General features: G+C 61.9%; 38 protein-coding genes. 7 read left to right on the top strand and 31 right to left on the bottom strand.

The window, feature by feature from the left end; all coding sequences use genetic code 11:
• Positions 1-38: 38 nt before the first annotated feature.
• The 30 genes from I2H38_RS19645 to I2H38_RS19505 all read right to left on the bottom strand — a co-directional run bounded on the left by I2H38_RS19645 (position 39) and on the right by I2H38_RS19505 (position 20,579).
• On the bottom strand, positions 39-404 hold the full coding sequence (locus tag I2H38_RS19645) for a hypothetical protein (RefSeq protein WP_196273574.1): 366 nt from the start codon (positions 402-404) through the stop codon (positions 39-41).
• A 9-nt stretch (positions 405-413) separates the two neighbouring features.
• On the bottom strand, positions 414-1,496 hold the full coding sequence (locus I2H38_RS19640; RefSeq protein WP_196273573.1) for a glycine-rich domain-containing protein: 1,083 nt from the start codon (positions 1,494-1,496) through the stop codon (positions 414-416).
• A gap of 57 nt (positions 1,497-1,553) precedes the next feature.
• Entirely contained in the window at positions 1,554-2,957 is a 1,404-nt protein-coding gene (locus I2H38_RS19635) for a phage tail protein (RefSeq protein ID WP_196273572.1), read from the bottom strand.
• Positions 2,958-3,245, bottom strand: coding sequence for a hypothetical protein (locus I2H38_RS19630; protein ID WP_196273571.1), 288 nt, complete (start codon positions 3,243-3,245; stop codon positions 2,958-2,960). It abuts the gene before it with no gap.
• Positions 3,242-3,631: a hypothetical protein gene (locus tag I2H38_RS19625; protein WP_196273570.1), complete on the bottom strand. Its 390-nt coding sequence runs from the start codon at positions 3,629-3,631 to the stop codon at positions 3,242-3,244. Before I2H38_RS19625 ends, I2H38_RS19630 begins: the two co-directional genes overlap by 4 nt.
• A complete protein-coding gene (locus I2H38_RS19620; protein WP_196273569.1) occupies positions 3,631-5,181 on the bottom strand; it encodes a phage portal protein in 1,551 nt (516 codons plus the stop codon). Before I2H38_RS19620 ends, I2H38_RS19625 begins: the two co-directional genes overlap by 1 nt.
• The gene (locus I2H38_RS19615; RefSeq protein WP_210324885.1) at positions 5,182-5,733 is read right to left on the bottom strand and encodes a hypothetical protein; all 552 of its coding nucleotides are present in this window, start codon (positions 5,731-5,733) and stop codon (positions 5,182-5,184) included. It lies immediately after the preceding gene.
• Entirely contained in the window at positions 5,727-7,715 is a 1,989-nt protein-coding gene (locus I2H38_RS19610; RefSeq protein WP_196273568.1) for a phage terminase large subunit family protein, read from the bottom strand. Before I2H38_RS19610 ends, I2H38_RS19615 begins: the two co-directional genes overlap by 7 nt.
• Positions 7,712-8,890 (bottom strand): winged helix-turn-helix domain-containing protein, encoded by a 1,179-nt coding sequence (locus tag I2H38_RS19605; RefSeq protein WP_196273567.1) that lies wholly within the window; start codon positions 8,888-8,890, stop codon positions 7,712-7,714. The genes I2H38_RS19610 and I2H38_RS19605 overlap by 4 nt, the downstream gene beginning before the upstream one ends.
• A complete protein-coding gene (locus I2H38_RS19600; RefSeq protein ID WP_196273566.1) occupies positions 8,887-9,417 on the bottom strand; it encodes a terminase small subunit in 531 nt (176 codons plus the stop codon). The genes I2H38_RS19605 and I2H38_RS19600 overlap by 4 nt, the downstream gene beginning before the upstream one ends.
• A 120-nt stretch (positions 9,418-9,537) precedes the next feature.
• On the bottom strand, positions 9,538-9,780 hold the full coding sequence (gene lysC, locus I2H38_RS21580; RefSeq protein ID WP_456085383.1) for an Rz1-like lysis system protein LysC: 243 nt from the start codon (positions 9,778-9,780) through the stop codon (positions 9,538-9,540).
• Positions 9,710-10,120, bottom strand: coding sequence for a hypothetical protein (locus I2H38_RS19595; protein WP_196273565.1), 411 nt, complete (start codon positions 10,118-10,120; stop codon positions 9,710-9,712). Before I2H38_RS19595 ends, lysC begins: the two co-directional genes overlap by 71 nt.
• Positions 10,104-10,568, bottom strand: coding sequence for a lysozyme (locus I2H38_RS19590; RefSeq protein WP_196273564.1), 465 nt, complete (start codon positions 10,566-10,568; stop codon positions 10,104-10,106). Before I2H38_RS19590 ends, I2H38_RS19595 begins: the two co-directional genes overlap by 17 nt.
• On the bottom strand, positions 10,555-10,887 hold the full coding sequence (locus I2H38_RS19585) for a hypothetical protein (protein WP_196273563.1): 333 nt from the start codon (positions 10,885-10,887) through the stop codon (positions 10,555-10,557). Before I2H38_RS19585 ends, I2H38_RS19590 begins: the two co-directional genes overlap by 14 nt.
• Complete coding sequence (locus I2H38_RS19580) at positions 10,859-11,329, bottom strand: helix-turn-helix domain-containing protein (protein ID WP_196273562.1); 471 nt, start codon at positions 11,327-11,329, stop codon at positions 10,859-10,861. Before I2H38_RS19580 ends, I2H38_RS19585 begins: the two co-directional genes overlap by 29 nt.
• 328 nt (positions 11,330-11,657) lie before the next feature.
• A complete protein-coding gene (locus I2H38_RS19575) occupies positions 11,658-12,782 on the bottom strand; it encodes a phosphoadenosine phosphosulfate reductase domain-containing protein (RefSeq protein WP_196273561.1) in 1,125 nt (374 codons plus the stop codon).
• A 21-nt stretch (positions 12,783-12,803) separates the two neighbouring features.
• A complete protein-coding gene (locus tag I2H38_RS19570) occupies positions 12,804-15,128 on the bottom strand; it encodes a VapE domain-containing protein (RefSeq protein WP_196273560.1) in 2,325 nt (774 codons plus the stop codon).
• Entirely contained in the window at positions 15,125-15,352 is a 228-nt protein-coding gene (locus tag I2H38_RS19565; protein ID WP_210324884.1) for a DUF7220 family protein, read from the bottom strand. Before I2H38_RS19565 ends, I2H38_RS19570 begins: the two co-directional genes overlap by 4 nt.
• Positions 15,349-15,546: a hypothetical protein gene (locus I2H38_RS19560; protein ID WP_196273559.1), complete on the bottom strand. Its 198-nt coding sequence runs from the start codon at positions 15,544-15,546 to the stop codon at positions 15,349-15,351. The genes I2H38_RS19565 and I2H38_RS19560 overlap by 4 nt, the downstream gene beginning before the upstream one ends.
• Before the next feature lie 81 nt (positions 15,547-15,627).
• On the bottom strand, positions 15,628-15,957 hold the full coding sequence (locus I2H38_RS19555; protein WP_196273558.1) for a hypothetical protein: 330 nt from the start codon (positions 15,955-15,957) through the stop codon (positions 15,628-15,630).
• On the bottom strand, positions 15,954-16,379 hold the full coding sequence (locus tag I2H38_RS19550; protein WP_196273557.1) for a GNAT family N-acetyltransferase: 426 nt from the start codon (positions 16,377-16,379) through the stop codon (positions 15,954-15,956). The genes I2H38_RS19555 and I2H38_RS19550 overlap by 4 nt, the downstream gene beginning before the upstream one ends.
• Positions 16,380-16,389: 10 nt before the next feature.
• Positions 16,390-16,806 (bottom strand): dUTP diphosphatase, encoded by a 417-nt coding sequence (gene dut / locus I2H38_RS19545; RefSeq protein ID WP_210324883.1) that lies wholly within the window; start codon positions 16,804-16,806, stop codon positions 16,390-16,392.
• 11 nt (positions 16,807-16,817) lie between these two features.
• A complete protein-coding gene (locus I2H38_RS19540; RefSeq protein WP_196273555.1) occupies positions 16,818-17,210 on the bottom strand; it encodes a VRR-NUC domain-containing protein in 393 nt (130 codons plus the stop codon).
• Positions 17,207-17,599: a helix-turn-helix domain-containing protein gene (locus I2H38_RS19535; protein WP_196273554.1), complete on the bottom strand. Its 393-nt coding sequence runs from the start codon at positions 17,597-17,599 to the stop codon at positions 17,207-17,209. Before I2H38_RS19535 ends, I2H38_RS19540 begins: the two co-directional genes overlap by 4 nt.
• Positions 17,599-18,036, bottom strand: a complete 438-nt coding sequence (locus tag I2H38_RS19530) for a deoxycytidylate deaminase (protein ID WP_196273553.1) — start codon at positions 18,034-18,036, stop codon at positions 17,599-17,601. Before I2H38_RS19530 ends, I2H38_RS19535 begins: the two co-directional genes overlap by 1 nt.
• Positions 18,033-18,242 carry a hypothetical protein gene (locus tag I2H38_RS19525; RefSeq protein WP_196273552.1) on the bottom strand — a complete coding sequence of 70 codons (210 nt, stop codon included), beginning with the start codon at positions 18,240-18,242 and terminating at the stop codon, positions 18,033-18,035. Before I2H38_RS19525 ends, I2H38_RS19530 begins: the two co-directional genes overlap by 4 nt.
• Positions 18,239-18,508 carry a hypothetical protein gene (locus tag I2H38_RS19520; protein WP_196273551.1) on the bottom strand — a complete coding sequence of 90 codons (270 nt, stop codon included), beginning with the start codon at positions 18,506-18,508 and terminating at the stop codon, positions 18,239-18,241. Before I2H38_RS19520 ends, I2H38_RS19525 begins: the two co-directional genes overlap by 4 nt.
• Positions 18,505-18,663 (bottom strand): hypothetical protein, encoded by a 159-nt coding sequence (locus I2H38_RS19515; RefSeq protein WP_196273550.1) that lies wholly within the window; start codon positions 18,661-18,663, stop codon positions 18,505-18,507. The genes I2H38_RS19520 and I2H38_RS19515 overlap by 4 nt, the downstream gene beginning before the upstream one ends.
• Positions 18,664-18,820: 157 nt before the next feature.
• The gene (locus I2H38_RS19510) at positions 18,821-19,087 is read right to left on the bottom strand and encodes a hypothetical protein (protein WP_196273549.1); all 267 of its coding nucleotides are present in this window, start codon (positions 19,085-19,087) and stop codon (positions 18,821-18,823) included.
• Between the two features lie 76 nt (positions 19,088-19,163).
• A complete protein-coding gene (locus tag I2H38_RS19505; RefSeq protein ID WP_196273548.1) occupies positions 19,164-20,579 on the bottom strand; it encodes a DEAD/DEAH box helicase in 1,416 nt (471 codons plus the stop codon).
• Positions 20,580-20,841: 262 nt separating this feature from the next.
• Here I2H38_RS19505 and I2H38_RS19500 point away from each other — a divergent pair, with 262 nt between their 5' ends.
• Genes I2H38_RS19500 through I2H38_RS19470 form a run of 7 tightly spaced genes read left to right on the top strand, consistent with a single transcriptional unit; the run spans position 20,842 to position 24,391 of the window.
• Positions 20,842-21,705 (top strand): PD-(D/E)XK nuclease-like domain-containing protein, encoded by an 864-nt coding sequence (locus tag I2H38_RS19500; RefSeq protein ID WP_196273547.1) that lies wholly within the window; start codon positions 20,842-20,844, stop codon positions 21,703-21,705.
• A 27-nt stretch (positions 21,706-21,732) separates the two neighbouring features.
• Positions 21,733-22,701 carry an AAA family ATPase gene (locus tag I2H38_RS19495; protein ID WP_196273546.1) on the top strand — a complete coding sequence of 323 codons (969 nt, stop codon included), beginning with the start codon at positions 21,733-21,735 and terminating at the stop codon, positions 22,699-22,701.
• Between the two features lie 19 nt (positions 22,702-22,720).
• A complete protein-coding gene (locus tag I2H38_RS19490; RefSeq protein WP_196273545.1) occupies positions 22,721-22,936 on the top strand; it encodes a DNA-binding protein in 216 nt (71 codons plus the stop codon).
• A 1-nt stretch (position 22,937) separates the two neighbouring features.
• Entirely contained in the window at positions 22,938-23,486 is a 549-nt protein-coding gene (locus tag I2H38_RS19485; protein ID WP_196273544.1) for a dATP/dGTP diphosphohydrolase domain-containing protein, read from the top strand.
• Between the two features lie 2 nt (positions 23,487-23,488).
• Entirely contained in the window at positions 23,489-23,707 is a 219-nt protein-coding gene (locus I2H38_RS19480) for a hypothetical protein (protein WP_196273543.1), read from the top strand.
• A 52-nt stretch (positions 23,708-23,759) separates the two neighbouring features.
• Complete coding sequence (locus I2H38_RS19475) at positions 23,760-24,080, top strand: hypothetical protein (protein ID WP_196273542.1); 321 nt, start codon at positions 23,760-23,762, stop codon at positions 24,078-24,080.
• A gap of 5 nt (positions 24,081-24,085) precedes the next feature.
• The gene (locus I2H38_RS19470; protein ID WP_196273541.1) at positions 24,086-24,391 is read left to right on the top strand and encodes a DUF7696 family protein; all 306 of its coding nucleotides are present in this window, start codon (positions 24,086-24,088) and stop codon (positions 24,389-24,391) included.
• Between the two features lie 33 nt (positions 24,392-24,424).
• On the opposite strand, the gene I2H38_RS19465 is transcribed toward I2H38_RS19470, so the two are convergent.
• Positions 24,425-25,669 carry a tyrosine-type recombinase/integrase gene (locus tag I2H38_RS19465; protein WP_196273540.1) on the bottom strand — a complete coding sequence of 415 codons (1,245 nt, stop codon included), beginning with the start codon at positions 25,667-25,669 and terminating at the stop codon, positions 24,425-24,427.
• Between the last annotated feature and the right edge of the window lie 264 nt (positions 25,670-25,933).

Here is a 25,933-nt window from a genome sequence, read left to right as displayed (position 1 = left end):
CCCATCACGGTCTGGTTTCCTCTTGTGGGTTTTCCGTTTTACTGTGCCGAAACCCAGGTGCGCGTGGCTTCATCCCAGCGATAAATCCCACCATCCTGCGGATATTCGACAGGTGGCTGCCAGGTGCAGCTTTCTTCATCCAGCAGCCAGGACGGAAACGGCTGCGGCGGAATAAACGCATCGCGCTGCCGGTCATACGTGAAGCCGATGCCGGCGAAGTTCTTCCGAAGCGCAATTCCACCATCAGGCTGGCCGTTCGGTCCGTAATGAATGCCCGCGTGGGTGTTATAGCTGGTCTGAATCCATTCGCCTGGTGATGTGTCCACGAACGTTTCGAAGAATTCAGGTTCCGCCACGATCACCTGGCGGACAATGCCATCCGATACTTTTGCAAAATGTGCCACGCTGCCCCCTTATGCGGTGAATGTGCCGGAAGTGGTGAAGGTGTGCACGGTGTATGCGCCCACCTGGGTGACAGTGCCACCGCTGCCGCGTTGCCCGCCGATGTAGCGGATCACCACAATGCCGGACGCGCCGGATGTTGCGAATTCGCCGGACACGGGACGGCCGCCGCGCCCACCGAAACCGGTGTTTGTGCCGCCCCCTGTGCCCGCAGGATTGCCATCGCCGCCGCGCGCGTAAGTCACAGCGGAACCGGTGATGCTGTTCGATGTGCCAGAACCACCGGTGGTTACACTGGCGCCCGCGCTTGATGCGCCGCCGCCGCCAGCACCCTGGCCGCCTGCGCCATAGGTGCCCCCGGCGTTGCCCTGTCCGGCCGTTCCCGATCCGCCGCTGGTCGCGTTCAGCGATCCACCGCCGCCAGAACCACCGGACCCACCGATGGCGCCGCCCGATCCGCCATATCCGCCACCGATGGCGGTGGCCAGTGATCCCAGGACCGAATTGCCGCCGTTCGATCCGGCTGCGTTCGTTGAATTCGTGAATGCGCCGCCAGCGCCGACAGTCACACCCAGGCTTTGCCCGGTCTGGACGCGCGCAGTGCCTGCCAGATAGCCGCCAGCGCCGCCGCCGCCGCCATAGTGCGAACCGGATGCACCGGAACCACCACCGCCGCCGCCAGCGACCACCAGGTATTCGATTTCGTAGTAATCGGACGCTTCAGAGAACGGCACCCAGGTGCTGCTGCTGGCGTTCCACCATTCCGGCATTCCGGTGGTGCTGTTCATCCTGAACATGCCCTGGGCGGGCGTTGCAGGGCGCTGCGCTGTGGTGCCCACCGGCATGCGTGCTGCGCTGGTGTCTGCAGCCATCGCGGTGTTCACGTCAGTGCTGTTTAGCGTCACGGCGCCAGTGCGCGTGTTGAAGCTGGAAACGCCGGACGCTGCCGCAGTCAGATCGACAATGCTTTCAGTTCCACTGACGCTTTTTTTCATGAACAGCTTGCCATCGGTGGTGTTGATGGCCAGTTCACCCAGCGCCAGCTGCGCGGTGGTCGGGACTTTGCCCGCCACCGCCGACTGTTTCAATTTCACAGTGTTCGCCATAAACATGGACCCTTAAAAATCGCCAAAACTGGCCGGGTTAAAAAATCAGAATGTGCCGCCGTCGATTGTCACACCGTCGAAAGTGGTCAGGTTCGTGATGCTGCCGCCAGTGATGGCGACACCGCTGGCCGCTTGCGTGGCCATCGTGCCCAGGCCCAGCGTGCTGCGCGCGGCAGCAGCGTCTGCATCATCCAGCAGCGTGCGGATGAAAGCCGACAGCGTGGTAAGCGCAGCAGCCGCAGCGCCGGTGAAATAGGGCAGCTGATCTGCGGCCGGCGTCAGTGCGCCCAGGGCTGCAGCAGCAGCCGACAGGCTCACAGTCGGGTTTCCAGAAACACCGTCACCGTTCGACACCGAAATGCCACTGCCAGAAGCCGCCAGGGTGCGGCCGGCCACTGTGCCGGCGCCGGTGCGGACGATCAGGCCACTGGTTGCAAGGTTGTGCAGTGCCAGCGCCTGGCCGGTCAGCTGAATGTCATCAGCGTTCACCTGGATGCCAGTGCCTGCGCCCACGTCCAACTGGTTGCCGGTCTTGGTCAGGCCAGCGCCGGCCGTGATCTGGCCCGCGCCGCTGAACTGCACGAAAGTCACGGCGGTTGCGCCGACAGTGCCGCCCGGGTCCACGGTGCACAGGAAGCCGTTGTCAGCGTTCGTTGTGCCCTGTTCCACGAACACGTAAGCGGAAACCAGTTCTGCCCAGGTGTCGGCGTCGGAAGCGCGCGACCAGGCGCCGCTTGCCACCACATAGATGCCATTTTGCGCGGCGGTGGACTGGTCCTTCACCAGAACACGGTCGCCAGCGACCAGCGCCACACCGTCGATGGTCATCGTGCCCGAAAGGCTGGCGATGTTCGCCGTGGTGGCCGCGCGCACGGACTGTTTCGGGTCCAGCCCCTGGGCCACGCTGTCCACGTAGTTCTTCGTGGCCGCGTCCTGGGCATTCACCGGGTCCGCCACGTTCGTCAGCTTGAAGCCGCCATTCGAAACGTCGCCAGTCGGTGCAGAAAGGTCGCTGCGGGATGCCTGGGCGCCAGAAGTGGCGCGGCCGTAGGCGTCCACGGTCAGCTTCGTGAACGTGCCAGCAGTCACGCCACTGGTGGACAGGTCGATGGTGGGGTTTCCACTCACGCCGTCGCCATTCGTGACGCTCACGCGGCCCGAAGTGCCTGCCACACTGCGCGCTGCAGCAGTGCCTGCACCGGTTCGGGCGATGATGCCGTTCGTGGACAGGCCGGCGATGGCTGTCAGGTCATCGTCTTTCGCCTGGAATGCGCCAGGGCCGCCGATGGCCAGCACCTGGGTGGCAGTGCCACCGGCGCCGCCTGTGCCTTTGCCGTAATACAGGACATCATCCTGTTCGTTGAATGCCAGTTCGGCGTTCTGCAGCGCGGAAGGCGCGCCAGCAGCGCCGCCAGCGGCGCGTCGTTTGATGCGGACAGTGTTTGCCATTTAGAAGTTTCCCCCATCGGTCAGATCGGTTTGATCGCGGTTCGTAAAAACAGCCCCGTTGAACGAAATCACGTCACCCATTTTCGGATTCGTGACGTTCACAGGGATGCCATCCAGGCCGTTGCCGTATGCCGGCCGAACCACGTTGATGGCGTCGGAAGAATCGCGCCCCACAATGACGCGCGAAGCGGTCTGATCCGACACGATCACCACCGTGTCAGGTGCACCGCCATTCACATGAACCTGGGATGCCCCAGGTTCGGAAACGATGATGGTCTGATCGCTCACTTCGTAACCTCGGGCACGAAAAGCACAGAACCCTGGATCAGCCGCGTGACCACGCCAGCGGCGTCGATCATTTCGACATCGAACACCATCTGCGCGGCCTGCTTTCCATCGATCCAGGCCAGTTTCGCCGGGTTGATCACGGCGGCAGCGGACACAGCTGCAGGCAAGTGCAGCGTGATCACGCCATCAGCGGCCGCCAGGGTGATGCGGCCGTTTTCAGTAGTCAGTTCGAACAGCTTCGACTTGCTGGCGAACGTTTCACGCACCTGCATGCGTGCGGTGTAGCCGGATAAATTAACCGGCGCGCCTTCCGCGTCCTTCCAGGTCATAACCAGGCGCCAGTCCGCGCCCTGTTCGATGATGATGTCGTAAATTCCGGCAGCCATTATTCCGTCCCCTTCGGCTGCATTGCCTGCGCCTGGACGGTGGCCTGCAGGTTTTTGTCCAGAATGGCGGCCTTGATGAAATCGTCCGGGATGCCGGCGCTTCGCATTTCTTCGATGTCGCTGGCGATTTCGCGCCACACATCAGAAGGATCGCGCCCCTGTTCGCGGATGATCTGGCCAGGCGACAGCAGCAGATTGTTTTTTGCCACCACAGCGGCATCGACATCGGCGCGCGGGTCGATCCACGCCCAGCGGCGCGGCTGCCAGGACACCATGCTGTAACGGTCGATCCGTTCAGCCTTCAGCGGGCGGCCTTTCACAGTGATGTGGCCACCCAGCAATGCGCGCGGCAGCCATGCTTCGAACACCGGCTGGATCAGGGCTTCGATCAGCCATTCCTGCATTTCTTTCCAGTGTTCGCGTTCGTCCAGCGTGCCCTGGCGAATGGAACTGAAGTTCACGTGTTCCAGATCGTTGGCCAGGTTGTTGTAAAGCACGCCGAAACCAGCAGCGATTCCGCGCAGCATTGCTTTGTTGAACGTGGCGAATTCACCGCTGGGATATTGCGGATTCCATTCGTGCAGTTCGGCGCCTTCCGGCAGCACCGGAAATTCGCCTGGTTCAGCGTTCATTTCGAACGTTTCAAGTTCTTCATCATCCAGATCAGGGCCACGGCCTTCCTTCCACTGGATCACGCCCATTTTGCTGGCGCCGATGCGCGCGTTCACGATGGCGGCGTTTTCGAAGCCGACCAGCTGCTTCATGCGGAACAGGCCGGTGGCCATCCAGGGCAGGCCGCGCTTCTGGCCGACCATATCCGGCACGAAGCCGTGGATGATTTCTTCAGCCGGGATGCGGTGATAGTGCAGGCCGGCATAGCTGTAATTGTAAAAGGCGTCGGATTCCTTCGCCACGGTGAAGTGGTAGGCGACAGGCTTGCCGTATTTGTTGAATTCGATGCCGGCGCGAATGAAACGGCCGTCCGGCAGATCATACTGATCGAACTGCGGGTGGCAGCGTTGCGGGTCCAGCACCTGCAGCGCGAAACCGAACGGGCCAGCATCGGCGCCGAAGATTTTGCGCAGCATGAATTCGCCGTCCTTTGCTGCCGACACCACAGCGCCGGCCTGAATCGAACGCCAGGACTGCACGCCAGCCACATCGCAGTGGTTCCGGTGGCCCCATTTCGTCCATGCGGATTCGATGGCCTGGTTCGCCAGGGTGTCCAGCTTGCCCGCATCGTCGCGGCTTTGCGCCTGCATCATCACGCCCTTCGGGCCGACGATGTTCTGGCGGCACATGCGAATGAACGCACGCGCGTAATCATTATTCACCGCCTGTTCTCGGGCGCGCGCCACCAGCACACGCTGGTGCATGCGGATCAGCCATTCAGCGGTGACAGGATGCGCCAGCCAGTCGCCAGTCAGTCGGTCCTGTTTCGACGCATCGAACATGCGCATGGCAGCGCGCACCGGCGCCCACTTCGGCTTCGGTGCACTTGCGCCAGCCTCTGCGGGCTGGCTTCGCTTGAAAATGTCAAGAATGGCCACTTAGCGGAACCTCACGCGCACGGCCTGATCGAACAGGCCGCCTTTGCGGGCCTGGTTCATCCGGCGCAGTTCGGAACGGTAGCGGTCGCGCAGCACCAGCAGGTCAGGGATGGGCGTGCGCCACAGTTCGCGGTTGTTGATGGTGTAGCGTTCCTGGTCGATGGTCGCGCGGCGTTCGATCACCGCTTCGATGGCGTCCAGGACGCGCCGAACGTGGTCGCGTCCGTCATGGCCGCTTTCCATGGCAGCCAGGTCGGGCTTGATCGTCATCTGGCCGGCTTCGACTTCGGCCACCGTGCCATCGGCACGGGTCGCGCGAATGCTGAACCAGTAGTCGCCAGGTTCCCAGGTCGCGGTTTCAGTCGCTGGCACCAGGAAACGGTGGGCCGTGCCGACAGCTTCCGCCTGCAGATCGACAGCGGACGGTCCGCGCAGCGCCGCCGACAGTTGCCATTCCGGTGCCGGGTGGGCTGTCAGGGTCGCTGCGCGGTCAAAAGTCAGTCCTGCTGAAATGCTCGACGGAAAAATGCCGTTCACGATTGCCTTCACCAATTATGAACCCAGCCCCCGCGTTTCCGCTTCAGGGCGCTGGATCGTTTAATGCGCACAGTTTCCGCGACAGTCGCCGGGCTTTCCTCTTGTGGTTTTTCCTCGGGCACTGGCTCGGGCGCTGGTTCGGGCTTTTTCGCCTTCCATTTCGTCCGTTTCAGTTCTTCTTCTGCCGACTTCGGCATCATCAGCCGTTCGGCTGCACGTCGCATGCTGGGGTTCGCAATTTTCAGCGCCGCCAGCGCATACACGCGACAGTCCAGGGCTTCGTTTCGCGGCCTGGTCTGGTGCCATTCGCGCACAGGAAAACCCTTCACGTAGCGCGTCACCAGTTTTTCGGCCGTCAGCTGCTGATACCAGTCCGCGCCGCGATCATTCGGCACGTGGCAGTAACCCGCGCCGGGTTTTTCGACGGCCAGGCGGCGCATCACCGTCAGTTTTGCTTCATCGGTGCCGACCAGGAACAGGTCCACCTTGCGCGCATTCTTGCCGGACTGCTTCCTGCTGGGCGCTGCCACAATGGGCCGGCCCCATCCGGCCACGCCCTTGATGCCGAAAATGCGCCGGCCGGTCTTTCCGCGCAGCCATTCGTAGGCCGCCTGGGTGTTGCCACCAGTGCCACCAGTGTCCACGCACGCCGCCAGGATGGGCAGCTGGGCGCCGCTTTCGTGCAGCCAGGTGCTGGACAGCACTTCTTCCAGTTCTTCCCACACGTCGCCCTGCAGTGGGTCGCCCCACAGCACCAGGTAATCGACGGACCAGGATTCTTCACCGTGGCCCCAGGCCACAATTTCCACTTCCAGGCGGTCCTGCTGCATGTCCACGCCGGCCGTCAGCACCAGGCCACCGGCTGGAACCTGCGCCGTCCATTCTTCGGCCCTGGTCATCAGGCTGTCGGGGTCCGCCTGTTCGCCGCGTTCTTCGAAGGTTTCGGCCAGCGACACGTTCGTGAATGTCTGCAGGTCATCGGTGGCGATTTTGTCCAGGTAGGACTGCACGATGTCCTTCAGCCTGCGGAACGTCGAATAAAGTTCGTTCAGGTGGTAGCTGGCATGGCCACGGAACGGCTTTGCGCCCTTCCATCCTGCGCCGACTTGTTCGGCGTTGCGGATCGCGGCGATGCGTTCGCCATCGTCCCACAGCGCGCCGCAGCCCTGGCACGCATAGCGCGCCGTTTCGGGCTGCTGTTCTTCGCCTGGTTCATCCTTTCCGGCCCACGTCACATTCGACCAGTTCAGCGCCTGGTGTTCGCCGCAGTGCGGGCAGGCGACATAAAAGCGGCGCTGGTCGCCGGCTTCGAACGCCTTTTCGATGTAGCTTTCACCCTTCACGGTGGGCGTGCTGATTTCGACCAGGAAACGCTGGTCCCCGAAGGTGGCCGCACGCTGCCACAGCAGGCCGACCGGGTGGCCTTCCTCGGTGACTTCGTAGCCGTCCACTTCGTCGCACACGATCACTGGCGCAGATCGGCCGCGCATCGTTTTCGGGCTGCCGGACCAGGCGAACATCAGGAAGCCGCCCGGGTAGGATTTCATTTTCTGGTTGTTCACGCCTTCGCGGCCGCGCGGCTTTGCGATCAGCCGGCGCAGCTGCTGGTTCGCGTCCACCAGCGGATTGAATTTCGTTTCCAGCCAGGTCTGCAGGTCGGCCTGGCTGGGCTGCATCATCATCTGGCTGCGCGGCAGCATTTCGATGCAGTAACCCTGCACGCACAGCGCCAGCAGTGTTTTGCCCACCTGGGCGCCCCACATCAGCGTGATGCGGTAGCAGTCGGGGTTCACCAGCATGTCCATGGGTTCGCGCTGGTAAGGCGCATTCGCCAGGCGATAGGGGCCAGGCACCGCGTTCCCTTCCGGGATGCGGACAGCCATTTCGGCCCACTCGCTGGGTTTCAGGTCGGGCGGCGGTGCAAGATGGCGGGCTGCCGACCTGTTGATGATTTCGGCAATGCCCCGCGCATTGCTGAAATGCTGCAGGTCCATCATCCGCCCGGGCTGCCTTTCAGCATGTCGGCCGAAACGATGATGCGGCCCACTTCGCCGTGATCGGCGTGGTAGGTGATCACCTTCGCATCACGCCCGGACATCCAGCCGCCACGGCTTGCGTGGCTGTCGGGTGCCGCCAGGGTGCGGTGCTGTTCGATGTGCATCGTGTTCGTTTCGCGCAGCACATTGTGGTGCAGGTGCCCGGTGTGTGCGTAGCTGTGCTGGGTGCGGCCGAACACGTCGCGGAACTTTGCGATCAGCGTCGTTTCCAGCGTGTCCAGTTTCCGCTTGTGGCCATGGTGGAAGAACAGCGAAGTGCTGCCGTGTTCGATGCAGTAATAAGGATCAGGCCGCACGTTCACCGTGATGCGCGGTTCGTCGGCATACAGTGCCGCGAAAAGTTCGCGCAGCCAGGCGCTGCTGGCGATGTCGTGGTTCCCTTCGGCCATCAGCAAGTGCACGTGTTCATGCTTCTGCAGCAGCATCGATGTGACGCGGCGGATCACCGCGATGGCCACACGGATCACTTTCTGGAACCTGGTGTCGGCATCCAGTAGGTGGCCGCTGGTCGGCGTGATCGCGGCCAGGCCATCGAAGTGCATGAAGTCACCCAGCTGCGCGAACACACCCACACGCGCGTCGGGCGCCTGGGCAATGGCTGCACCGAACCAGGACACCAGCATGTTTTCAGCGATTTCGGTGTCCCAATCAGCGCCGGTTTCTTCGCCCCAGGCTTTCGCGCCCAGGTGATAGTCGGTGATCACGTAGCAGTTCAGCAGCTGGTCCAGCGTGCGGGATGGGGCTGGCAGCGGATGTTCGGGCCTGATTTCGACGGACAGGGCCGCCACCGCTTCGCGCAGCAGCACGGCCTGGCGTTCCATGTCGATGTTTGTTTTCACCCACTGGCCGGTCGGCTTGCCGTCCTTGTTGTAGTAGGTGGACACGCCCTTCACGTTGAATCCATCCGGCACCGTGTGCGTCATGTCGTGCGCAGGCGCATAACCCTGGCGCGCGGCTTTCGCGCGCACGGCCTTGAATGATTTCCAGATATTCGCGGGATCGATGCCCAGGGCTTTGCCGGCCTTGTAATAGGTGCCGTGCGTCCAGTAGGCGTTCAGGCATTCGGCCTGGCGGTCAGTGGCGAATTCCAGCAGTTTTTCGTCGCGTGCATTCACTCTTGATCCTCGGTTTCTTCATCTTCCGCTTCTTCCGCTTCAGCCAGGTTCGCGGCGGCCAGGGCTTCCAGCACCTGGTCGATTTCGTGCAGCAGCACGGTTTTGAATTTTCGTTCGTCAGTTTCACCGATCAGCTGGGTGACTGTTCGGCCTGGCAGGTTGCGCATGCCGGCGCGCACCTGGGCGAACGCCTTCGACACCATGCGTTCGACCTGATCCAGCGGCGCCACCAGGCCGCGCGCTTTCGCCAGGTCCAGTTCGGCCTTGGCGGTTTCCGCTGCCAGCTTTCGGCGCTTCAGTTCGGTTTCATCGGCCTGCACGTCGCCAGTGGCTTCGGCCACCGCCTTGTCGCGCAGCCAGGCCATCACGTCCGCCGTGGAAAATTTCCACTCGCGGCCACGGCCACCACGTTCCAGGAACGGGCAGCCCTGGCGCACCCAGCCGTCCACGGTGGGCAGCGCCACACCGAACACATCGGCCAGGCCGGACCTGGTGACCTGCTGGCCCCTAGCTTTGGCCGCCGTCATAGGTTTTTGTAATCATAAGTTCGTTTTTCATAGCCCACCCACATGGGAAACGTCGCGGCCGCCTTGCGCCCGCAGTGGGTGGGGGGTCGGGAAGGACCCGAAAGCCGGGGCCATGCACCATCATGGTGCGCCCCCTGGGCCTTCTGACAGGCGCCGCGCCACGTCCGACAGGTCGCCGTGACGGCGCGCGCACGTGTGATAGGCATGAACCACATCGACGTGGTTCTGCAGCAGGGTGCCCAGCTTGCCGTCCTTCGCGTCGGGCAGGGCAGGGCATGGGATCAGCAGGGCTTCAGGGATGATCGGCCGCGCCTGGGGCTGCACCACGGTGGGCGCCGTTCCAGATGCGCAGGCCGTCAGCATCAAGGCTGCAGGCAGCCACATCAGGTTTCGCATGGATGTATTCCGTGACGGTGTTCGTGATCACGCGGAAAGCCGCGTCGGTTTTGGCCTGGGCAGTCAGATGCTGCCGTTCGGTTTCCATTGCGGCGCGTGCCTGCGCCTGGGCTTCTTCCAGGGCAGCAGCCAGGGCAGCAGCTGCAGCACGGTCGCGTTCAGCCAGCTGCGCTTCGTAGCGTGCCTGGCATTCGGTGGTGCCGATGGCCTTGCCCTGCAGGTAGGCCCAGCACACCACGGCCAGCATCACCGTGAATGCAGCGATGGCCGGCCAGTGCCGGCGCAGAATGTTAAGCAGCAGCGGCATTCGATTTCCCCAGGAACATGGCGCGTTCAGCTTCGCGGCGTCGTGTCAGGCCGGCCATCACCTGGCCGTTCGCACGGTTCCAGCGCAGCAGTTGATCGGCTGCGCCACGCTTGTCGCCGGCGTTCAGCTTCTTCAGCAGCGTGGAACCAGGCAGGCTTTCGGTGCCCAGGTTGTAGGCGAAGGACACCAGGGCATCGAATTCATGCTGGGCCAGCGGCACGGCCACATGGCGCAGCACGCCACGTTCGAAGCCGCCCAGCATGTTGCGCAGCATTTCGGTGGCGAAGGTTTCAGTGATGGGCGGATCGGTCAGCTGCACTTTGCGGCCGTCCGGGTAGAACGTCGCGCCGTAGCCGATTGTGGGAATGCCCGCTGGGCAGCGGTATGGTTTCGCGCGGAAGCCTTCGAACTGCTTCACCAGCGCGATGCCCGCTTCACTGGTTTGCATGTCGCATGCTCTTGATCTGGAAATTCAGCTGTTGAATTTCGGCCTTCAGTTCAGCGTTTTCGCTGCGCAGCTGGATCAGCTGATCCTGAAGTTCCTGCACCTTGCGGGAAAGGGTTTCGTTGATGCCGGCAAGGCGGTCCACTTCCTTGCGCAGCTGTTCGATGATGTCGGATTCGCCACCAGCGCGCTGGCTGGCCGCGTTTTCTTCGGCAAATTTGCGGAAGGTGAACCTGGCGAAAAACGCCATGATCAGCCCACCGATTCCGGTGGCACTGACAAGTTTCACCCACTCAGCGATGCTGTTTGTGGTTTCGTCCATTCTTGACAATCTCGGGCGCAGTATGTTGCCCGGGATTGTTGTCGTTCGCGGCCGTGAATTCCTCTTGTGGGTTTTCGCGCAGTAAATTCCGCACGTGTCGTTCAGACACGCCCATCAGATCGGCCACTGCGGTCGGTTTCATTCCACCGGCCAGGTGGCGCAAGATTTCACGATCACGAAACGCCCGATAGATTTCCTGGCAGTTCGCCGGCTGCAGGATTTCGCCGCCGAAAAAGTTCACCAGCTTCATCGCCGTGTGCCATCCCAGGATGGTGACCAGGCGGTGGTTCGGCTTCAGCGTTTTGGGCACGTACAGGATCACCCGGTGGCTTCGGTGGCCTGGGTTGCCCGCGTAGCAGGTCGGCAGCTGTCCGATCAGGAACAGGGCTTCATCACGCCCGATCACATCAGCAATTTCTTGAACACTGTCGGGAAGTCTCATTCATCGGCTTTCACGTTCGTTTATGGAAGTGAAGCCGCGCTGGGTGTAGGCTCCACGGATAGGGTGCACCACTCGCAAGTCATTGATGCACAAAGGAAAAAACACGTTTTCGGGCGTTTCCGGTGTAGCCGGTGCACCTGATTTCCATATAGCTCCCTGATTTCCCCACTTCCCCCCATTTCCCTGTTTTTTCTCTTTTTCCCTTGTATTAAGGTACACAGGTACACCCATATAAGGTAAGTTGTTGATTTTGAAGGAAAAATTCGGGTGTACCCGGTCGGGTGTAGCTGCACCCTTTTCGACCAGGGTGCACCCGAAACGGTGGGGATCATTCGCACAGGCCATAAATGGAAGTGCACAGCGGCAGGTTGTCGTTATCGGCGCGCAGGAAATCCATCTGCCGGCCGCCACGGCTTGTTTTTGACCATTCCACAAACTTCATGATGTTCGCGCGCCCCAGCACCGTTTCGTCGTTGTCCACCACACCCAGGTCGCTGGCCGCGAAGAACGTCGCGCTGTTCCGCTTGCTGACATCGGACACAATGCGTTCCCATTCAGCCACCCTGGCGATTTCCTCGGGGAACCGTTTCGATATTTCCAGCAGTTCATCCTTCCTGGCGTGAATGCACGGCATGCAGCCGACCCGGCCCATGCCTTGCTGATAAAGCGGGTTCGGTTTGATGCCGTGTTTCCGGTGCATGTCGAAACAGTCCTGGGCTGTCCATTTGAGGATGGGCCGGTAATTCCACAGTTCTGCGCCGCTTTCCCACGTGCCCTTACATTCGCGCTCGGTCAGGTTCGCGCGGCTGGCGCTTTCATCTGCACGAACACCCTGCCAGCTGATCACGTCATCGCCAGCGTCCAGTAATGGCAGCTGGACCTGTTCGATGATCGGGTTTCGTTTCAGTTCTTCGCTGCAAAAACGTGCGCGCGTGGATGGGAAACGGCCTTTCCACAGGCACAGGTCCAAGAAAGGATTTCCTGTAGGCTGCAGCACAGCCAGGGCGCGTTCGACCACAGCGGCCGCTTCTTCTTCGGACTTCGGTGCAATGCCGCGCACGGCCGGCATCCAGTCCCACGTCGCGTAAGTTGTGGCACTGTAAGGATCGACCGGCGTGTGCGTTGGCTTAGGTACGTTGTCGTTCGCCGGCGCGCCGACCTGCGCCAGCCAGTAGCCGGGTTTTTCCGGCTTTCCAGCGATGAGCATGGCGGGCCATTTTGTGCGGACGAATTCGCGCTTCCGTTCGATGTCCGCAGTGAAGTCTGCGCGCACCCACCGGATCGGCACACCCGTGGCCTGCTCCAGATAGCGAACATATTCATAAGTCTGCGGGTGTTCGTGCCCGGTGTCGGCAAACACGGCCTGCATGTTTTCTGTTTGGCGCTCAATCGCCAGCAGCAGCAGCGCCGTGCTGTCTTTGCCGCCTGAAATGCTGATCACGTTGTGTTCCACTTTGAAAATCTCCGTTGAAAATTAAAAAGGCCGTTCCTCGAAATCGTCATCGATGCCAGGCGGGCACAGCAGCAGGTTTTTGCCGTGGCTGCGCTTGCCTTCGCCGCCGTTCAGCTTGCGCATGATGTGCGCGCACTTCGTGGCATCCGCCTGGTTCGGCCGTTCCACGCCGACTTTCAGCAGGATTTCGGTGGACGTTTTCCAGGTCCAGTGCACGCGGGCCGCTTCCCAGGCCAGGCGCGTCTGCAGCCGTTCTTCGATGGGATCGATGGCCATGAACTGTTCATTGTGATTGTTCAGGGCGGCCATTTCGTCCGGCGTCAGATAGTAGCCTTCGCCCTGGCGATACAGGTGCAGGGCTTCGGCCCACACCTGCTGCATGTCCAGGCCGTGCTGGTGGTTCAGCGCCTTGCATTCGATGGTCCAATAACGCCGGTTCCCTGTGACATCGTGCAGATATTCACGCGGGTTCACGCTGCCGAAAAACACGGTGCGGCGCGCGAAGGTGGATTCCTTCCTGGCGTATGCACGGCGCAGCACGTCCTGCTTTCGCGTGATGAAGGATTTCAGCGCGGCGATGTCAGCCTTCCTGAAGGTGGCATCGAGTTCGCCCAATTCGACCAGCCAGAAGCTGCAGATTTGCTTCACGCTGTCGCGGTCATCAGGGCGCAGGATCATGCCGTCCTGCAGCACCTGCAGATCGGCCGGCACCAGCTGTTTGAACCACATCGTTTTGCCAAGGTATTGTTCGCCCTGCAGCACCAGGATGCCGTGGGCGCTCACACCGTCAGGACTGAAGGCGCCCGCCACGGCCGACATCATCCAGCGCGTGATCAGCACATCGGACAGGCGGCGGCCATCGGGCAGGCGTTTTTCTTCGACCGGCACCACGGTGTCGCACAGTTGCTGCAGGCGCGGTTTTCCATCCCAGGGCTTCGAAGTGATCCAGCTGGCCACCGGGTTGTAAAGGTTCTGGTCGGCCAGGTAGGTGATGAAGCCGCCCAGCTTGTCGGTGGGCATGTTGAATTTCGCGCACTGGCTTTCAAGGCGCGAATAACTGGCGTTCGCCCGGTTGTCGATGCTGAAGGACTCGCCCGGGATCAGGATTTCTTCTTCCTTCGTGATCACGTTGTAACGCACGGTGACGCCCAGCCGGCTGCACACTTCGCGCACGTTTTCGATGGTGGCCAGGGGCTTGCCCTTGCTGTTCACGTCGATCAGCGGCGTGAAAAAATCCACGTTGTCGTTCGCAGCCACGGCCGGCACCGATGCGGGAATCTTCGGCGCGGTGATCGGGTTGTTCACCAGCTGCGCGCGGGTCAGATCGTCACCTTCCAGGGCGGCCAGATCGTTGAAGTCGGTCGGCCTGGTCGTGGTGTCCTGGAACTTCGGCACCAGCATGAAGCCGTTCGATTCCTGCGCGGCTTGCTTCGCGTAGTGCACACCCGGGTTTTCGATGTCGCCGGTTTTCGTCCAGGCATCGTTATCCGCGCAGATGATGAAGGCGGCATTCGGGAATGTTTCGCGCATTGCCTTCGCCACCACCGGCAGGTTCGGCGCGTCGAACGTCACGATCACCGTCCAGCCAGTCAGTTCGTGGATCGTGGCGCCGGTCGCGTAGCCTTCGCAGAACGCCAGCACGTCACCGGCTGCCGGTGGGCGGCCGATCATGTGGAATCCGCCTTTCTTGCGGCCATTGCGCAGGTAGCGTTTCTGGATGCTGCCATCGGCGTCGGCCATGATGCCCTGCAGGCTGATCACTTTGCCGTTCTTCACGTCCAGGATCGGCACCAGCAGCGCGCCAGGCACGCGGCGGAACACTTCGCCCTTCTCGTTGATCAGTGGCCAGTCACCGATGCACAGGCCATGCGCGCGCACGCGCTTCGCGTCCAGGTAAGGGTGGGCGGTGGCATGGCTGGCGCTGTCCCACGTCAGGTTCGCCAGCTTTGCGGCTTCGCCCTGGGCGCGCTTCAGTTCAGCAGCTGCGCGCGCGGCTTCTTCTTCGCGCTTGCGTGTGCGCTGTTCGATCTGTTCGGCCGACAGCGTGGCGCGCTGGTCGGACAGCTGGAACCCTTGCTGCTGCGCTTCGAAAATCAGCGTGCCGATGTTCACGCCGCCGTTCGTGCGAATGGACTTCCAGGTGTCGCGGCAGTCGCGTGCGTTGTAGCCTTCGCCGGTGGCGCTCCACTTGTCGAAAAGGTCGAAGCCGCTGTCGCCTAGTTCGGATTTCAGGGCCATGCCGATGCGTGCCCACTTGTCGCGCGACAGGTTCGGGTCGATGAAACCCAGGGCAGCTTCGATGGTGTCGATGGTCAGGTCGGTGATGTTTTTCGCTGCACCCATCATTCACCCCGCAGGTGCAGCCAGTTGAAGGCGCGCCGCAGCATGTAGCTGCGCACGATGCTGATCACCGTGAAGATCAGCCCCATGCCGGCAGCCTGGCCGACAGTGATGTGGTAGCCGAAGGCTGGCATCACAGCGATGTTCGCGGCCACGCTGATTCCGTAGCCGATGGCCACGTTCGCCAGGGCTTCGATCATGCTGGCGCGTTTCGATTGTCCGATTTTCATGCTGCACCGCCTTTCCGTGCAGCGACTTCGTGTTCCAGCAGGCGCAGCGTATGTTCGGGGATGATGCGTTCGCTGGATTTGCAGCGCCAGATGCGCACAGTGGTGATCGATCTGCCTGTGATTTGTGCCACGTCTTTCGCCTTCAGCATGTTCTGCTTCATCAGCGCGCGCAGCTTTTGTGTTCGTTTATTCATCGTGAATTTAAGTGAAGGTGACAGACTAGATTCTGCCACAGAAAATTTACGTGCGTAAATGCTCGCGCAGATATTTTGTAATCACGCCGCTTCACGCTGGCTTGTCAGATGCCAGCCATGGCAGTGCGTGCACTGATAGGCGCGGATCGGGATTCGACGCGGGCCGTTCAGCCTGGTGAACAGTTGAACGTTCGCCAATTCCAGCAGCGCGGCCGATTCTGTTCGATAGCGGCGTTTTTCGCACACCACGAAACCATCGGGCAGCCGATAGCCGACCAGCTTGCCAGAAACAAAAACGACCACGGCACCGGCCTGTCGGATCAGGCGGGCCATGGCCTTGCGGCGATGGGCTTCGGATCGTGCGCGCCAGGTGATCAGTGCGCGCTGCCGTGCGAAATCGCGCCCGTTCATAAGGCGCGCCGCCAGTAGGTTGTCGTTCGTCCGCCCCATGGGTTCGCGGGATCGTATGCGCGGAAGCCGCAGCCGATCAGCGAATTCGCAGATGGTGGGTTTTCGGTGGTGTCGGTGATCAGCCAGCGCCAGCCGATGCGCTTCGCGTATCGCATGCGCACACGGATCAGGCGTTTCTGCAGGCCATGGCCGCGATGATCGGGCACCACGCCGGCGCGGTTCATGTAACCGGCATCGATCCACCTGGCGCTGCGGACCATGCCAGCGAAACCCACAGCATCGTCGCCGTGGTATGCGATCCACCAGAAGCCTTCAGTGAAGTTCGGCAGCTTGTCGTAGGGCAGGCACTCAGAATGCAGCCTGCGCAGCAGTTTCAGTGTGGCCGGCCGCGTGTTGTCGGCCAGCCGGATGATGTAGTCCACGGCGCCCCCTTCATGCGCCGGTGCTGCCGAACCCACCTGTGCCGCGCGCGGTGTCGTTCAGTGCGTCGGCTTCGACCAGGAACACCTTCGGCACCGGCAGGATCATCGCCTGGGCGATGCGGTCACCAGGGTTCACCACCAGGTCGGCATCGCCGTCATTCATCAGGCCGACTTTCACTTCGCCACGGTAATCCGCATCGATCACGCCGACACAGTTCACCAGGCGCACGCCGTGTTTGAAGCCGTGCCCGCTGCGACTGAAAACCAGCATCACGTGGCCGGCAGGAACTTCGAACGCCAGGCCGGTGCTGAAGTGCGCGGCGCCACCGGCCGGCACCGTCGAACCTTCCAGCGTCTGCAGATCGAAACAGGCCGCGCCTTCGGTCGCGTATTCGGGCATCACCGCCTGGGTGATCAGGCGTTTCACTTTCACTTCCATCATTTCCCCTTGTGTGCGCCCTGGATGATCGCCAGGGCATCGTCAGCAGATCGGGCCACGCCCGACAGGCCACCATTGTCGTTCACGGCGCGCAGGAATGCTTCCTGTCGCGGCTGCACGCGGCCGGTGGGTGTTTTGATTTCCAGCGCGAAGAACCTGGCGAAGCGGCCACCCACCATGTCCGGTGTGATCACCACAGGCACCAGGCCGAACAGGTCGCTGAAGCCAGGCGGCAGGCCGGTGGTGAATGGTCGCGGGTTTCGGATCAGAAGGTCGCCATTCGGCAGCCTGGTGCATTCGCCGGTCCATGCCTGGCCCACGTTCGCGCGGAAGGCCAGGCAGTTGCCGGCCAGTGCGTTGCGGATCGCGTTCTGCAGTGCGTGTTCTCTCATGCGGCCTTCCTTGCGACGAACAGCTGGGCGAACGGGTTCACCTGGCCGCGCCGGCGCTTTTGCGTGCGCAGGCGGATCAGGGCGCGGTTCTTTTCGCGGTAGCGCGCCTGGCGCTTTCGGTTTTCTTCCACGCTGTCCATCACCGGGCGCTTCGCGTCCTGGCCTGGCCCCAGGCCATACACCGGCGCTTCACGTCCACCACGGCCGCGCTGCCTGCGGTAACTGGTGATCCGCAGGAATTCGGTGCCGTGTTCGCGCATGCCGTTGATCGATCCGCCGATGGCCTGGCGCGACTTGCCCAGGGCTTCGGTCAGTTCGGCTGCCGTCATCGGCCCATCGGCTGCGATGGCGGCCAGGATGGCTTCGCGGGTAACGGGAACGGTGGGCATCACTGGTTCCCCAGGAAATTGAACGCCACACCGGCTTCGGTGAACATTTCGCCCGCGCTGCGCATGTCATCAGCCCATCGTGCAGCAAAGTCCTGCTGCGGCTGCGCGGCCACCACGCGGGCAATGCCCGCCTGGATGATTTTCGCCGCACAGCGTGCGCAGGGTGGGTGCGTGACGTAGATCGTGCAGCCGGTGACATCCTGGCGCGCGAACAGCAGCGCATTGTCCTCGGCGTGGATCGTGCGGCGCAGGCGTTCGTCGCGGTCCATCAGCTTTTCGTCATCGTCCAGGACGGCGCGCGGAAAGCCGTTAAAGCCCATCGACACCACGCGGTTCTTCTGGTCAGTGATCACGGCGCCGACACCGGTGGAAGGGTCTTTCGACCAGGTGGCCACCAGGTTCGCCATGCCGATCATCCGGCTGTCCCACTTGTTCATGCGACCACCTGCGCCAGCGCGGCGTTCAGCGTGAACCAGGTGGCGATCATCACCACCGCATAAATCACCAGCCATTTCACCAGTGGGCGCATGCGGTCACGGCGCATTTCGGCGTCCAGGTGCGCCATGCCGATGCGCACACGTTCGATGCGCGCAGGGCAGTCGCGGCCCTGTCGGCAGTTTCCAAATTCGTCGCAGCAGTTCATGCGTCCACCTTTCGCGTGAAACCATCCGCTTCGGCCAGGCAGGCTTCGAATTCGTCGGCATCCATCATCACCAGCGTGGCGCTGCCCACCTTTTTGAATTCAGCCATTCGGTCCAGATCAGCGCGCAGCTGGCGCAGTCGTTCTTCTGCGCTGGGCATAACCCTGCGCAGTTCGCTGGGCGGAACGAAGCCAGCCGAACGGAAGCGGTCCATGATGTTCGTGCGGCAGGCGGGAATGTATTTGAAGCGCGGGTCCAGGATGTTCATTTCGCGGCCCCTTCTTCAGCTTGGCGCTGTGCGGCCGCCTTGATCGCCTGGGCTTCTTCGATCTGCAGCTGGTAGTCCAGGCCATAGGCCAGCATGAACGCGAAGGTGGTGCCGATGATCGCGGCGCCCAGGAATTCCATCAGTTTCTGTTTCATGTTTTCGTCCTCAAAAAATGCCCGGTGGGCTGGTTGAAAAAATCAGAAGGGTGCGTCGGGCAGCTGCTGGCGCTGCTGCCTGGCCAGTTCCGCGATTTCCTTGCGGGTCAGCGGAACCGGGCCGCCTGGTGGTGGAAATGGCCAGGTGGTGTTCATGTCAGGCGGTCGCGTAGGTGCCAGCGCGGAAATTGCCCTGGAAGGTCCATTCACTGCCTGGGCGGAAATAGCCCTGGACTTCACCTTCGATGCAGATCGCCTTCGCCACTGCGCAGTCGCTGGGGCCATCGGCTTGCACCAGGTGCGCAGCCTGGGGACGGTGGCCCTGGCTTTCGCGCGCATCTTCGATGATGCGGAACGTGCCGCCGTGTGCGTGCACCAGGTCGCCGGTCTTGAACTGGTGGATGAATTTGCGTGTGGTGTTCATGGTGCAGTCCTTTCGTGATGAAAAACATTTCGATGGGGATGATTATGCCACAGGATTTATTACCTGTGTAAATACTTCACGCGGCGCGATGTTTTCTTCCACTCCACACGCGGAACGCCCACTGCTGCGGGGACTTGTAACCACGGCGCGCACCTAGTGCGACCAGTTCCTGCAAACTTTTGGCTTCAGCTTGTTCGCGTTTCAGGTTTGCACGGATCGCCGCCTTTTCGCTGTCGGTGATTTCCTGCAGTTCACCTTCAGCCACTTCGATCTTCTTCGGTTCTGGCGCGATGTGGTGGCCACAGTAAGGGCACACCGGTGGCGCTGGCCGCCTGATCTGCGCGAAACACCCCGTGCACGTGATCGGCGGCGGCGGTTCGTTGTCGTTTGCCGCTTTGCGCCCTTTGCCCTGGTTTCCTTCCAGTGACCATTCGCGTTCATCGTCGGGCAGTCCATGGCGCCGGATGTTGCCCGCGTGATCCAGGATGATCGCGGTTTTCCCAGGCGATGGGCGCAGCGCGCGGCCGACTTGCTGCAGGTGTAGCCCCAGGGACTGCGTGGGCCGCATCTGCAGCACACAGTCGATGGTGACATCGCGCTGCGCGATGGCGGACAGATCGAAGCCTTCACCGAACAGGTCCACATTGAACAGCACCAGGATGCGGCCGTCCGCATAGTCGCGGATGATGCGCGCGCGGTCCGCTTTCGGTGTGCCGCCGTCCAGGTGCGCGGAAGGAATGCCGGCAGCGTTGAACTGTTCGGCCATGTGCATGCTGTGGGCGACAGTCACCGCGAAGCCCACCGAACGCATTCCGTTCGCATGCTTCAGCCAGTGCGTGATCGCGTCACCGGTCAGCTTCGGTTTGTCCATTGCGCGTTCTGTTTCGCCGCGCACGAAATCGCCCATCTGCTTGCGCACGCCGGTCATGTCGGGCGCGCTCGGTGCGAACGCACGATAAGGCGACAGGTGGCCATGTTCGATCAGCCAGGCCACGGTCGGCCCTGTCACCAGTTCATCGAAGTGCGCGTCCAGCCCCTTGCCGTCCAGGCGGCAGGGCGTTGCGGAAAGTCCGATGTGGAAGGCGCTGCCATAGTGGTTCTGGACTTTCTGCCATCCGGCAGCGGCCAGGTGGTGGCATTCATCCCAGATCAGCAGGGCAGGGTCGGGCAGCTGGTGCAGGCGGTTTTTCAGGGTGTCGATGCTGCACACCTGGACAGGCTGGCGCACATCCATCGGCAGGCCGGCCGCCACGAAGCCATGCGGGATGCCGAACTTCCTGAACGTGAAGCTGGTCTGGTTCACCAGTTCGGCCCGGTGGCAGATGAAGAACACCGGTCGCCCCTTGCCCGCGGTTTCGCCAGCCATGAAGGACGCCAGGGCGGTTTTGCCGCCACCGGTCGGCAGCTGCAGCAGCACGCGCCTGGACCTGCGCAGGGCAGCGCGCGCGCCCTGGATCACGTCCACCTGATAGTCACGAAGCTGCACGCTCACGGTGCATTCCCCCCACTTTGGGCCATTCGTCGAAAGTCCACCCTGTGAACATTTGTGGATTGTTTGTTCCCGTATTGTTCCGCTTGATCGGCGCGGGTAACGTTCGGACATCTTGATGCGGTCATGGTCTTTCGCCTAAACAGTGAATCAGAGAAACGCAAGCAATTCCAAACACTTGCACCCGGATAATTATGCTACACTTCGGAACACAGCGCATCACGATTGTGCTGTTTTCTTCATCATCACCGGAAAGGAACCCGACATGAAACCAGGCGTCTATGACCACCTTTCGAACGCCGAATATCACGGCGGCCCAGGCGTGAATAAAGGGCTGCTGGACATCGTGCGCCGGTCGCCGCTTCACGCGAAAGCGGCGCTGGATGCGGCGAATGACAATGAACCCACAGCGGCCCAGGCCATCGGCACGGCCTTCCATTCGCTGCTGCTGGAACCCGAAGCATTCGCCCAGCAGTATGTGGTGGCGCCGAAGTTCGACAGGCGCACGAAGGACGGCAAGGCGGCCGCCGAAGCCTTCCAGGCCGAACACGAAGGGAAGCTGTTCATCGACCAGGAACAGCAGGACCAGCTGCTGGCCATGGCGCATTCCGTGCGTCAGCACCCTGCGGCGAACGCCCTTCTGACTGGATCACCTGGCAAGGCGGAACTGTCGGTCTATTGGACGGACCCGATCACCGGCGAACTGTGCCGCTGCCGGCCGGACTTCTGGCGGCAGGACGGCATCATCGTGGACGTGAAAACCACGGAAGATGCCAGCCAGGAAGAATTCAGCCGCAGCCTGGTGAAGTGGCGTTATCACGTGCAGGCGCCCTGGTATCTCGACGGCACCATCATCGCGCACCAGTCCGGGCACGCGCCGAAGGGCTGGTCCGAACCGAAGGCGTTCGCCTTCCTGGTCGTTGAAAAGAAACCACCGCACGCTGTCGCAGTCTATGTGATGGACCAGGAAAGTATGGCCCTGGGCCGCGTCGAATATCGCGCCGATCTTGATCGCCTGGCCGAATGCCGTCGCACGAACGTGTGGCCTGGTTACGGTGACACCATTCAGCAGATCGGCGTGCCGCAGTGGTATCTGCTGCGAAATGCTGCTGCGATCACTGCAGCTTAATTTTTTTCATCACGAAGGAACTTCATCATGTCTATTTTGAACATCCGCAAAGCACAGCGCGAAGGCGCGCGCCTGGTGGTCGGCATTTCCGGCATCAGTGGTTCGGGCAAAACCTACACTGCCCTGCAGCTGGCTTATGGCCTGGCGAACTATGACGCCAGCAAGGTCGGTTTTCTCGACACCGAAAACCGGCGCGGCAGCCTGTATGCGGACGCCTTAAAGAATGAAGCCGGCGAAGTGCAGCAGTTCTGGATCGGTGACCTGTATGCGCCATTCAGCCCCCAGCGTTACATCGATGCGATCCTGGAATTCCAGAAGCTGGGCGTCGAAGTCCTGGTGATCGATAGCGTCACGCACGAATGGGAAGGGCAGGGCGGCTGCGAAGAAATCGCCACAGCCGGAAACCCACGGCTGCCGGACTGGAAGCGCGCGAAGGCCGAACACAAGCGGTTCGTGAACACCCTTCTGCAGTCGGACATGCACATCGTCGCCTGCATCCGCGCGCGCGAAAAGGTCAGCGTGCAGAAGGTGGACGGAAAAACGGTGGTGGAACCTCTCGGTGTGCTGCCGGTCTGCGAAAAAAATTTCATGTTCGAAATGACGGCCAGCTTGATGATGTGGAACGAAGGCAAGGCGCAGCAGGTGATGAAGTGCCCGGCCGAACTGCGCGACATCCTGGGCCGCGAAAACGGTTACATTTCCGCACAGGACGGCAAAGCACTGCGCGCCTGGGTTGATGGCGCGAAACAGCAGAACCCTGCACTGGAACACGCGCGCAATTCGCTGCGCACCGTCACCGAACAGGGCGTGGATGCACTGAAGGAAGCATGGCAGGCCACGCCCGCGAACCTGCGCAAACAGCTGGGCGCTGCATTCCTGGATGAACTGAAGGCGGCAGCGCAGTCGTTCGACGCGCAGCGCGCCACCAGCAATTCGCACCAGGTGGATGAACTGAATCAGCAAGTGCTGGGCAATGGTGCCCAGGCGGCTGCTTAAAAGGAAGGAACCGAAAAAAATGGCACAGCCTGCATTTCTCACTGCCCACCAGCTGGCGCAGCGTTGGAATGGCGTGGTGACCACCGGCACGCTTGCGAACTGGCGTTCCAAGCGGGTCGGCCCGCCTTTCACGAAGCTGCGCGGGCGCGTCCTGTATCCGGTGGATCAGGTCGAAGCCTGGGAAGCGGCCAATCTCATGAAGGCCGTGAACGATAACACCCCAGCGAAGGACTGAAATGGACACCAAACCCACGAACCCGAAGGACTTGATCGGCAGCGGAAAACTGCCGGTGCATTTGTGGCCGGAAACTGCCACGGTCCTGGGCGCGATGGCGCTGCTGGACGGCGCGCTGAAATATGGACGTTCGAACTTTCGCGCCATCGGCGTGCGTTCTTCGATCTACTATGACGCGGCACGCCGGCACCTGGCCGCGTGGTTTGAAGGTGAAGATGCGGACCCGGACAGCGGGCTGCCGCATCTGGCCCACGCGCTGGCGTCCATCGCCATCCTGGTCGATGCGAAGGCTGCGGGAAAACTGAACGATGATCGAATGATCGCGGGCGGTTATCGGCAGCTGATCGACGGAATGACCATGCACGTGCAGCGTCTGAAGGATCAGCACGCCGCACGTGATCCGCGCCATTACACCATCGCAGACAATCCGGCGAACGATAACGCACCAGGTCGCGCGCTTGATGCTGCATGCACAGGCATCGGCTGCATCATGTCGGGCGGCTGCCAGCACCCTGAAAAGTGCGGGCGAATAGGTCGCTGCCAGGGGTAACCATGGCGGACATTTTCGACCGGGCCAGCGAACGGGAAATGATGAACCTGGATCAAGCCCTGAAGGCGCAGCGCGCGAAGGCGGAAGCCACGCCGCGCAGGCAGGGAACCGGGTGCTGTCAAAACCCAGCGTGTGGCGAAGATTTTGAAGGCGACATGATGCGCCTGTTTTGTGGGCCGAAGTGCGCGGAAGAATTCACGCGCTACACCGGCCAGAACTGATTTTTAACCAGGCGGCGCATCCCCCGGCCGCCACTTTCTAGGAAATGAAAAAATGGCACGTAAACTCTACGATCTGGCAGTGAAAACCGGTGAATACACGGACGGCAGCGGCGCGAAAAAAGGCCGCTGGCAAAACGTTGGCGCCGTGATGCAGAACGATGATGGCGGCAAGTTCATCATGTTGGCGAAGTGGTTCAATCCTGCCGGCGTGCCCGATCTGTCGGGCAAGGGCGCGGGCAGCGAATCCATTCTGCTGTCGATGTTCGAACCTAAAGGCGCGAACGATAACGGTGGCGGCCAGCAGTCCAGCGCAACGCGCCAGGCGGCGCAGCGCCCTGCGCCAGCGCCTGCAGATGATGATATTCCGTTCTGACGCCGATGGCCGAAGTGGATCACCGATGCCTGGCCTGTGGCCAGGTCCATCCAGATGCCAGGGAAGTGACGCTGATCGACGGCACTGTGGTCAGCAGTTATTCAGAAGCCTGGCGGATGGAATGCGAAGCGCGCGCAGTGCTGGCCATCCCATCGGTGCAGAAGCGGCGCGAATACCTGTTCGGCAGCATCGATAGGTTCGGCAAGCCATCGGGCGGCGTGGAACAGCGGCGCGGCCGTGAATCTGCCCTGCAGCTGGCGGAAGTGGTGAAGCGGCTGTGGTATGCCGCGAAACAGTCCGATGCGGCATGAAAAAAGCCCACCGTTCTGGTGGGCTTCTTCGTTTCAGGCGGCGGCCTGTTCTTCCTTCGGCTGCAGCGCCTGGTCCAGCCAGGCTTCCCACTTGTCCATCGCGGCGCGCAGCTGTGGCAGGTAATCCGCCCGGTCGTAGTGCTTTGAACCGGTGTCGCCTTCCAGGGCGTGCTGCTGGATCAGGTCGCGCAGTTCCTTGCTGATCTTCGCGCCGTCGCCAGCCCTGGACTTCCAGGTGCGGCGCAGGTCGCGCGGCTGGAATGGATCGCAGCACGTCAGCCTGGACGCGCCACGGCTCACGCTGGGAATGCCGATGAATGGGCCGTGCTTCGAACCCTGCCTGGCGGGAAACAGTGGGCCGTCGCCATGGATGGCTTTCAGTTCGCGGAATATCTCGACAGCCTGGCGCGGCAGCGGGATCGTGTGCGGCCGCTTGCGCAGCTTCGTTTTGTGGGCCGGCATGTTCCACAGCGCGCGGTCCAGGTCGATTTCCTTGCCTTCCACCTTGATGGTTTCCAGGACGCGCTGGCCACATGCGATCACCAGGCGAAGCACGTCACCAGTCTGATCCGGCGCTGCGTTCCACACGGCGCGGATTTCATCGGCCGACAGGTTGCGTTCGCGCGCCTGGCTGGCTTCGGTGTCCTTTGGGATGGCAGACACAGGGTTCGCCTTGATGCCCCAATCCTTCCGGTTTTCGGCCCGGTAGTCGTGCGTGGCCTTCATCCCCCAGCTGAACGCCGCGTGCATGTAGGTCCGCATCAGGTCGGTCTGCCGGCGCACGCCGCGCGCGAAATGGCTGGCCAGGTGCTTCGACACATCGGCCGGTTCGATGTCGGCCGCGTTGCGGTGCCGGCCCAGGCCGTCCGCGCAGTTCGATGATCGCAGCAGCAGGATGCGTTCGATTTCGTCCACGGTGGCGGTGCCGGCCGTTCGCAGGTGGGCCACATAGGACTGGAACAGGGCTTCCACTGTCGGCTTTTCGACGGCCTGGACCACGGCGCGCGGGTTCCGGCCAGCGTGCAGCACCTGGCGGACTTCACCACCGAAGGCTTCCCTGGCTTCGGCCAGGCTCATGTCGGGATAACGCCCCAGGGGCTTCGTCTGACGCTTTCCGTCCTTCTTCCAGAACGCCATCCAGGTAGCGGACACACCGGCAGCTGTCGGGCGCAGGCGCAGGCGCAGGCTGCCGGTGCCACGTCCAGCTGCCCCATCGTTCAGCGTCGTTTCGGTTTTCAGTTCGCGGATCGCCCGCTGGATTTGCTTGTCAGTCAGCATCGATTTGAACACCTGGCCGGTTTGCAGTTGGTCTGTTCGGGTGCACTTTTGGGTGCACCATCGGCAAAGTCAAGCGGCCCAGGCGGTCCAGTGACTTAGGCGATGCCGTTCAGAAAACTGCAGTGAATTCAGTGTGATGCTGTGATTTTACGTGATAACGGATGATTCGGAAATAAGGCTGTGAAAATGCCTTCTAAGCAGTAGGTCGCAGGTTCGAGCCCTGCCGGGGTCGCCATTCCGAAACCCTTTAAATTATTGGATTTG

Origin of the sequence: Microvirga alba (assembly GCF_015694465.1) — a bacterium.
Lineage (GTDB): Bacteria > Pseudomonadota > Alphaproteobacteria > Rhizobiales > Beijerinckiaceae > Microvirga > Microvirga alba.
This window is presented reverse-complemented; position numbering and strand designations above follow the sequence as displayed.

Excerpts from the sequence above, each read along its gene's own strand:
- I2H38_RS19635 (WP_196273572.1), bottom strand. The coding sequence starts at position 2,957 with ATGGCAAACACTGTCCGCATCAAACGACGCGCCGCTGGCGGCGCTGCT.
- I2H38_RS19625 (WP_196273570.1), bottom strand. The coding sequence starts at position 3,631 with ATGGCTGCCGGAATTTACGACATCATCATCGAACAGGGCGCGGACTGG.
- I2H38_RS19610 (WP_196273568.1), bottom strand. The coding sequence starts at position 7,715 with ATGATGGACCTGCAGCATTTCAGCAATGCGCGGGGCATTGCCGAAATC.
- I2H38_RS19600 (WP_196273566.1), bottom strand. The coding sequence starts at position 9,417 with ATGACGGCGGCCAAAGCTAGGGGCCAGCAGGTCACCAGGTCCGGCCTG.
- lysC (WP_456085383.1), bottom strand. The coding sequence starts at position 9,780 with ATGCTGACGGCCTGCGCATCTGGAACGGCGCCCACCGTGGTGCAGCCC.
- I2H38_RS19595 (WP_196273565.1), bottom strand. The coding sequence starts at position 10,120 with ATGCCGCTGCTGCTTAACATTCTGCGCCGGCACTGGCCGGCCATCGCT.
- I2H38_RS19590 (WP_196273564.1), bottom strand. The coding sequence starts at position 10,568 with ATGCAAACCAGTGAAGCGGGCATCGCGCTGGTGAAGCAGTTCGAAGGC.
- I2H38_RS19585 (WP_196273563.1), bottom strand. The coding sequence starts at position 10,887 with ATGGACGAAACCACAAACAGCATCGCTGAGTGGGTGAAACTTGTCAGT.
- I2H38_RS19580 (WP_196273562.1), bottom strand. The coding sequence starts at position 11,329 with ATGAGACTTCCCGACAGTGTTCAAGAAATTGCTGATGTGATCGGGCGT.
- I2H38_RS19570 (WP_196273560.1), bottom strand. The coding sequence starts at position 15,128 with ATGATGGGTGCAGCGAAAAACATCACCGACCTGACCATCGACACCATC.
- I2H38_RS19565 (WP_210324884.1), bottom strand. The coding sequence starts at position 15,352 with ATGAAAATCGGACAATCGAAACGCGCCAGCATGATCGAAGCCCTGGCG.
- I2H38_RS19560 (WP_196273559.1), bottom strand. The coding sequence starts at position 15,546 with ATGAATAAACGAACACAAAAGCTGCGCGCGCTGATGAAGCAGAACATG.
- I2H38_RS19555 (WP_196273558.1), bottom strand. The coding sequence starts at position 15,957 with ATGAACGGGCGCGATTTCGCACGGCAGCGCGCACTGATCACCTGGCGC.
- I2H38_RS19540 (WP_196273555.1), bottom strand. The coding sequence starts at position 17,210 with ATGAGAGAACACGCACTGCAGAACGCGATCCGCAACGCACTGGCCGGC.
- I2H38_RS19535 (WP_196273554.1), bottom strand. The coding sequence starts at position 17,599 with ATGCCCACCGTTCCCGTTACCCGCGAAGCCATCCTGGCCGCCATCGCA.
- I2H38_RS19530 (WP_196273553.1), bottom strand. The coding sequence starts at position 18,036 with ATGAACAAGTGGGACAGCCGGATGATCGGCATGGCGAACCTGGTGGCC.
- I2H38_RS19525 (WP_196273552.1), bottom strand. The coding sequence starts at position 18,242 with ATGAACTGCTGCGACGAATTTGGAAACTGCCGACAGGGCCGCGACTGC.
- I2H38_RS19520 (WP_196273551.1), bottom strand. The coding sequence starts at position 18,508 with ATGAACATCCTGGACCCGCGCTTCAAATACATTCCCGCCTGCCGCACG.
- I2H38_RS19515 (WP_196273550.1), bottom strand. The coding sequence starts at position 18,663 with ATGAAACAGAAACTGATGGAATTCCTGGGCGCCGCGATCATCGGCACC.
- I2H38_RS19510 (WP_196273549.1), bottom strand. The coding sequence starts at position 19,087 with ATGAACACCACACGCAAATTCATCCACCAGTTCAAGACCGGCGACCTG.
- I2H38_RS19500 (WP_196273547.1), top strand. The coding sequence starts at position 20,842 with ATGAAACCAGGCGTCTATGACCACCTTTCGAACGCCGAATATCACGGC.
- I2H38_RS19495 (WP_196273546.1), top strand. The coding sequence starts at position 21,733 with ATGTCTATTTTGAACATCCGCAAAGCACAGCGCGAAGGCGCGCGCCTG.
- I2H38_RS19490 (WP_196273545.1), top strand. The coding sequence starts at position 22,721 with ATGGCACAGCCTGCATTTCTCACTGCCCACCAGCTGGCGCAGCGTTGG.
- I2H38_RS19485 (WP_196273544.1), top strand. The coding sequence starts at position 22,938 with ATGGACACCAAACCCACGAACCCGAAGGACTTGATCGGCAGCGGAAAA.
- I2H38_RS19480 (WP_196273543.1), top strand. The coding sequence starts at position 23,489 with ATGGCGGACATTTTCGACCGGGCCAGCGAACGGGAAATGATGAACCTG.
- I2H38_RS19475 (WP_196273542.1), top strand. The coding sequence starts at position 23,760 with ATGGCACGTAAACTCTACGATCTGGCAGTGAAAACCGGTGAATACACG.
- I2H38_RS19470 (WP_196273541.1), top strand. The coding sequence starts at position 24,086 with ATGGCCGAAGTGGATCACCGATGCCTGGCCTGTGGCCAGGTCCATCCA.
- I2H38_RS19465 (WP_196273540.1), bottom strand. The coding sequence starts at position 25,669 with ATGCTGACTGACAAGCAAATCCAGCGGGCGATCCGCGAACTGAAAACC.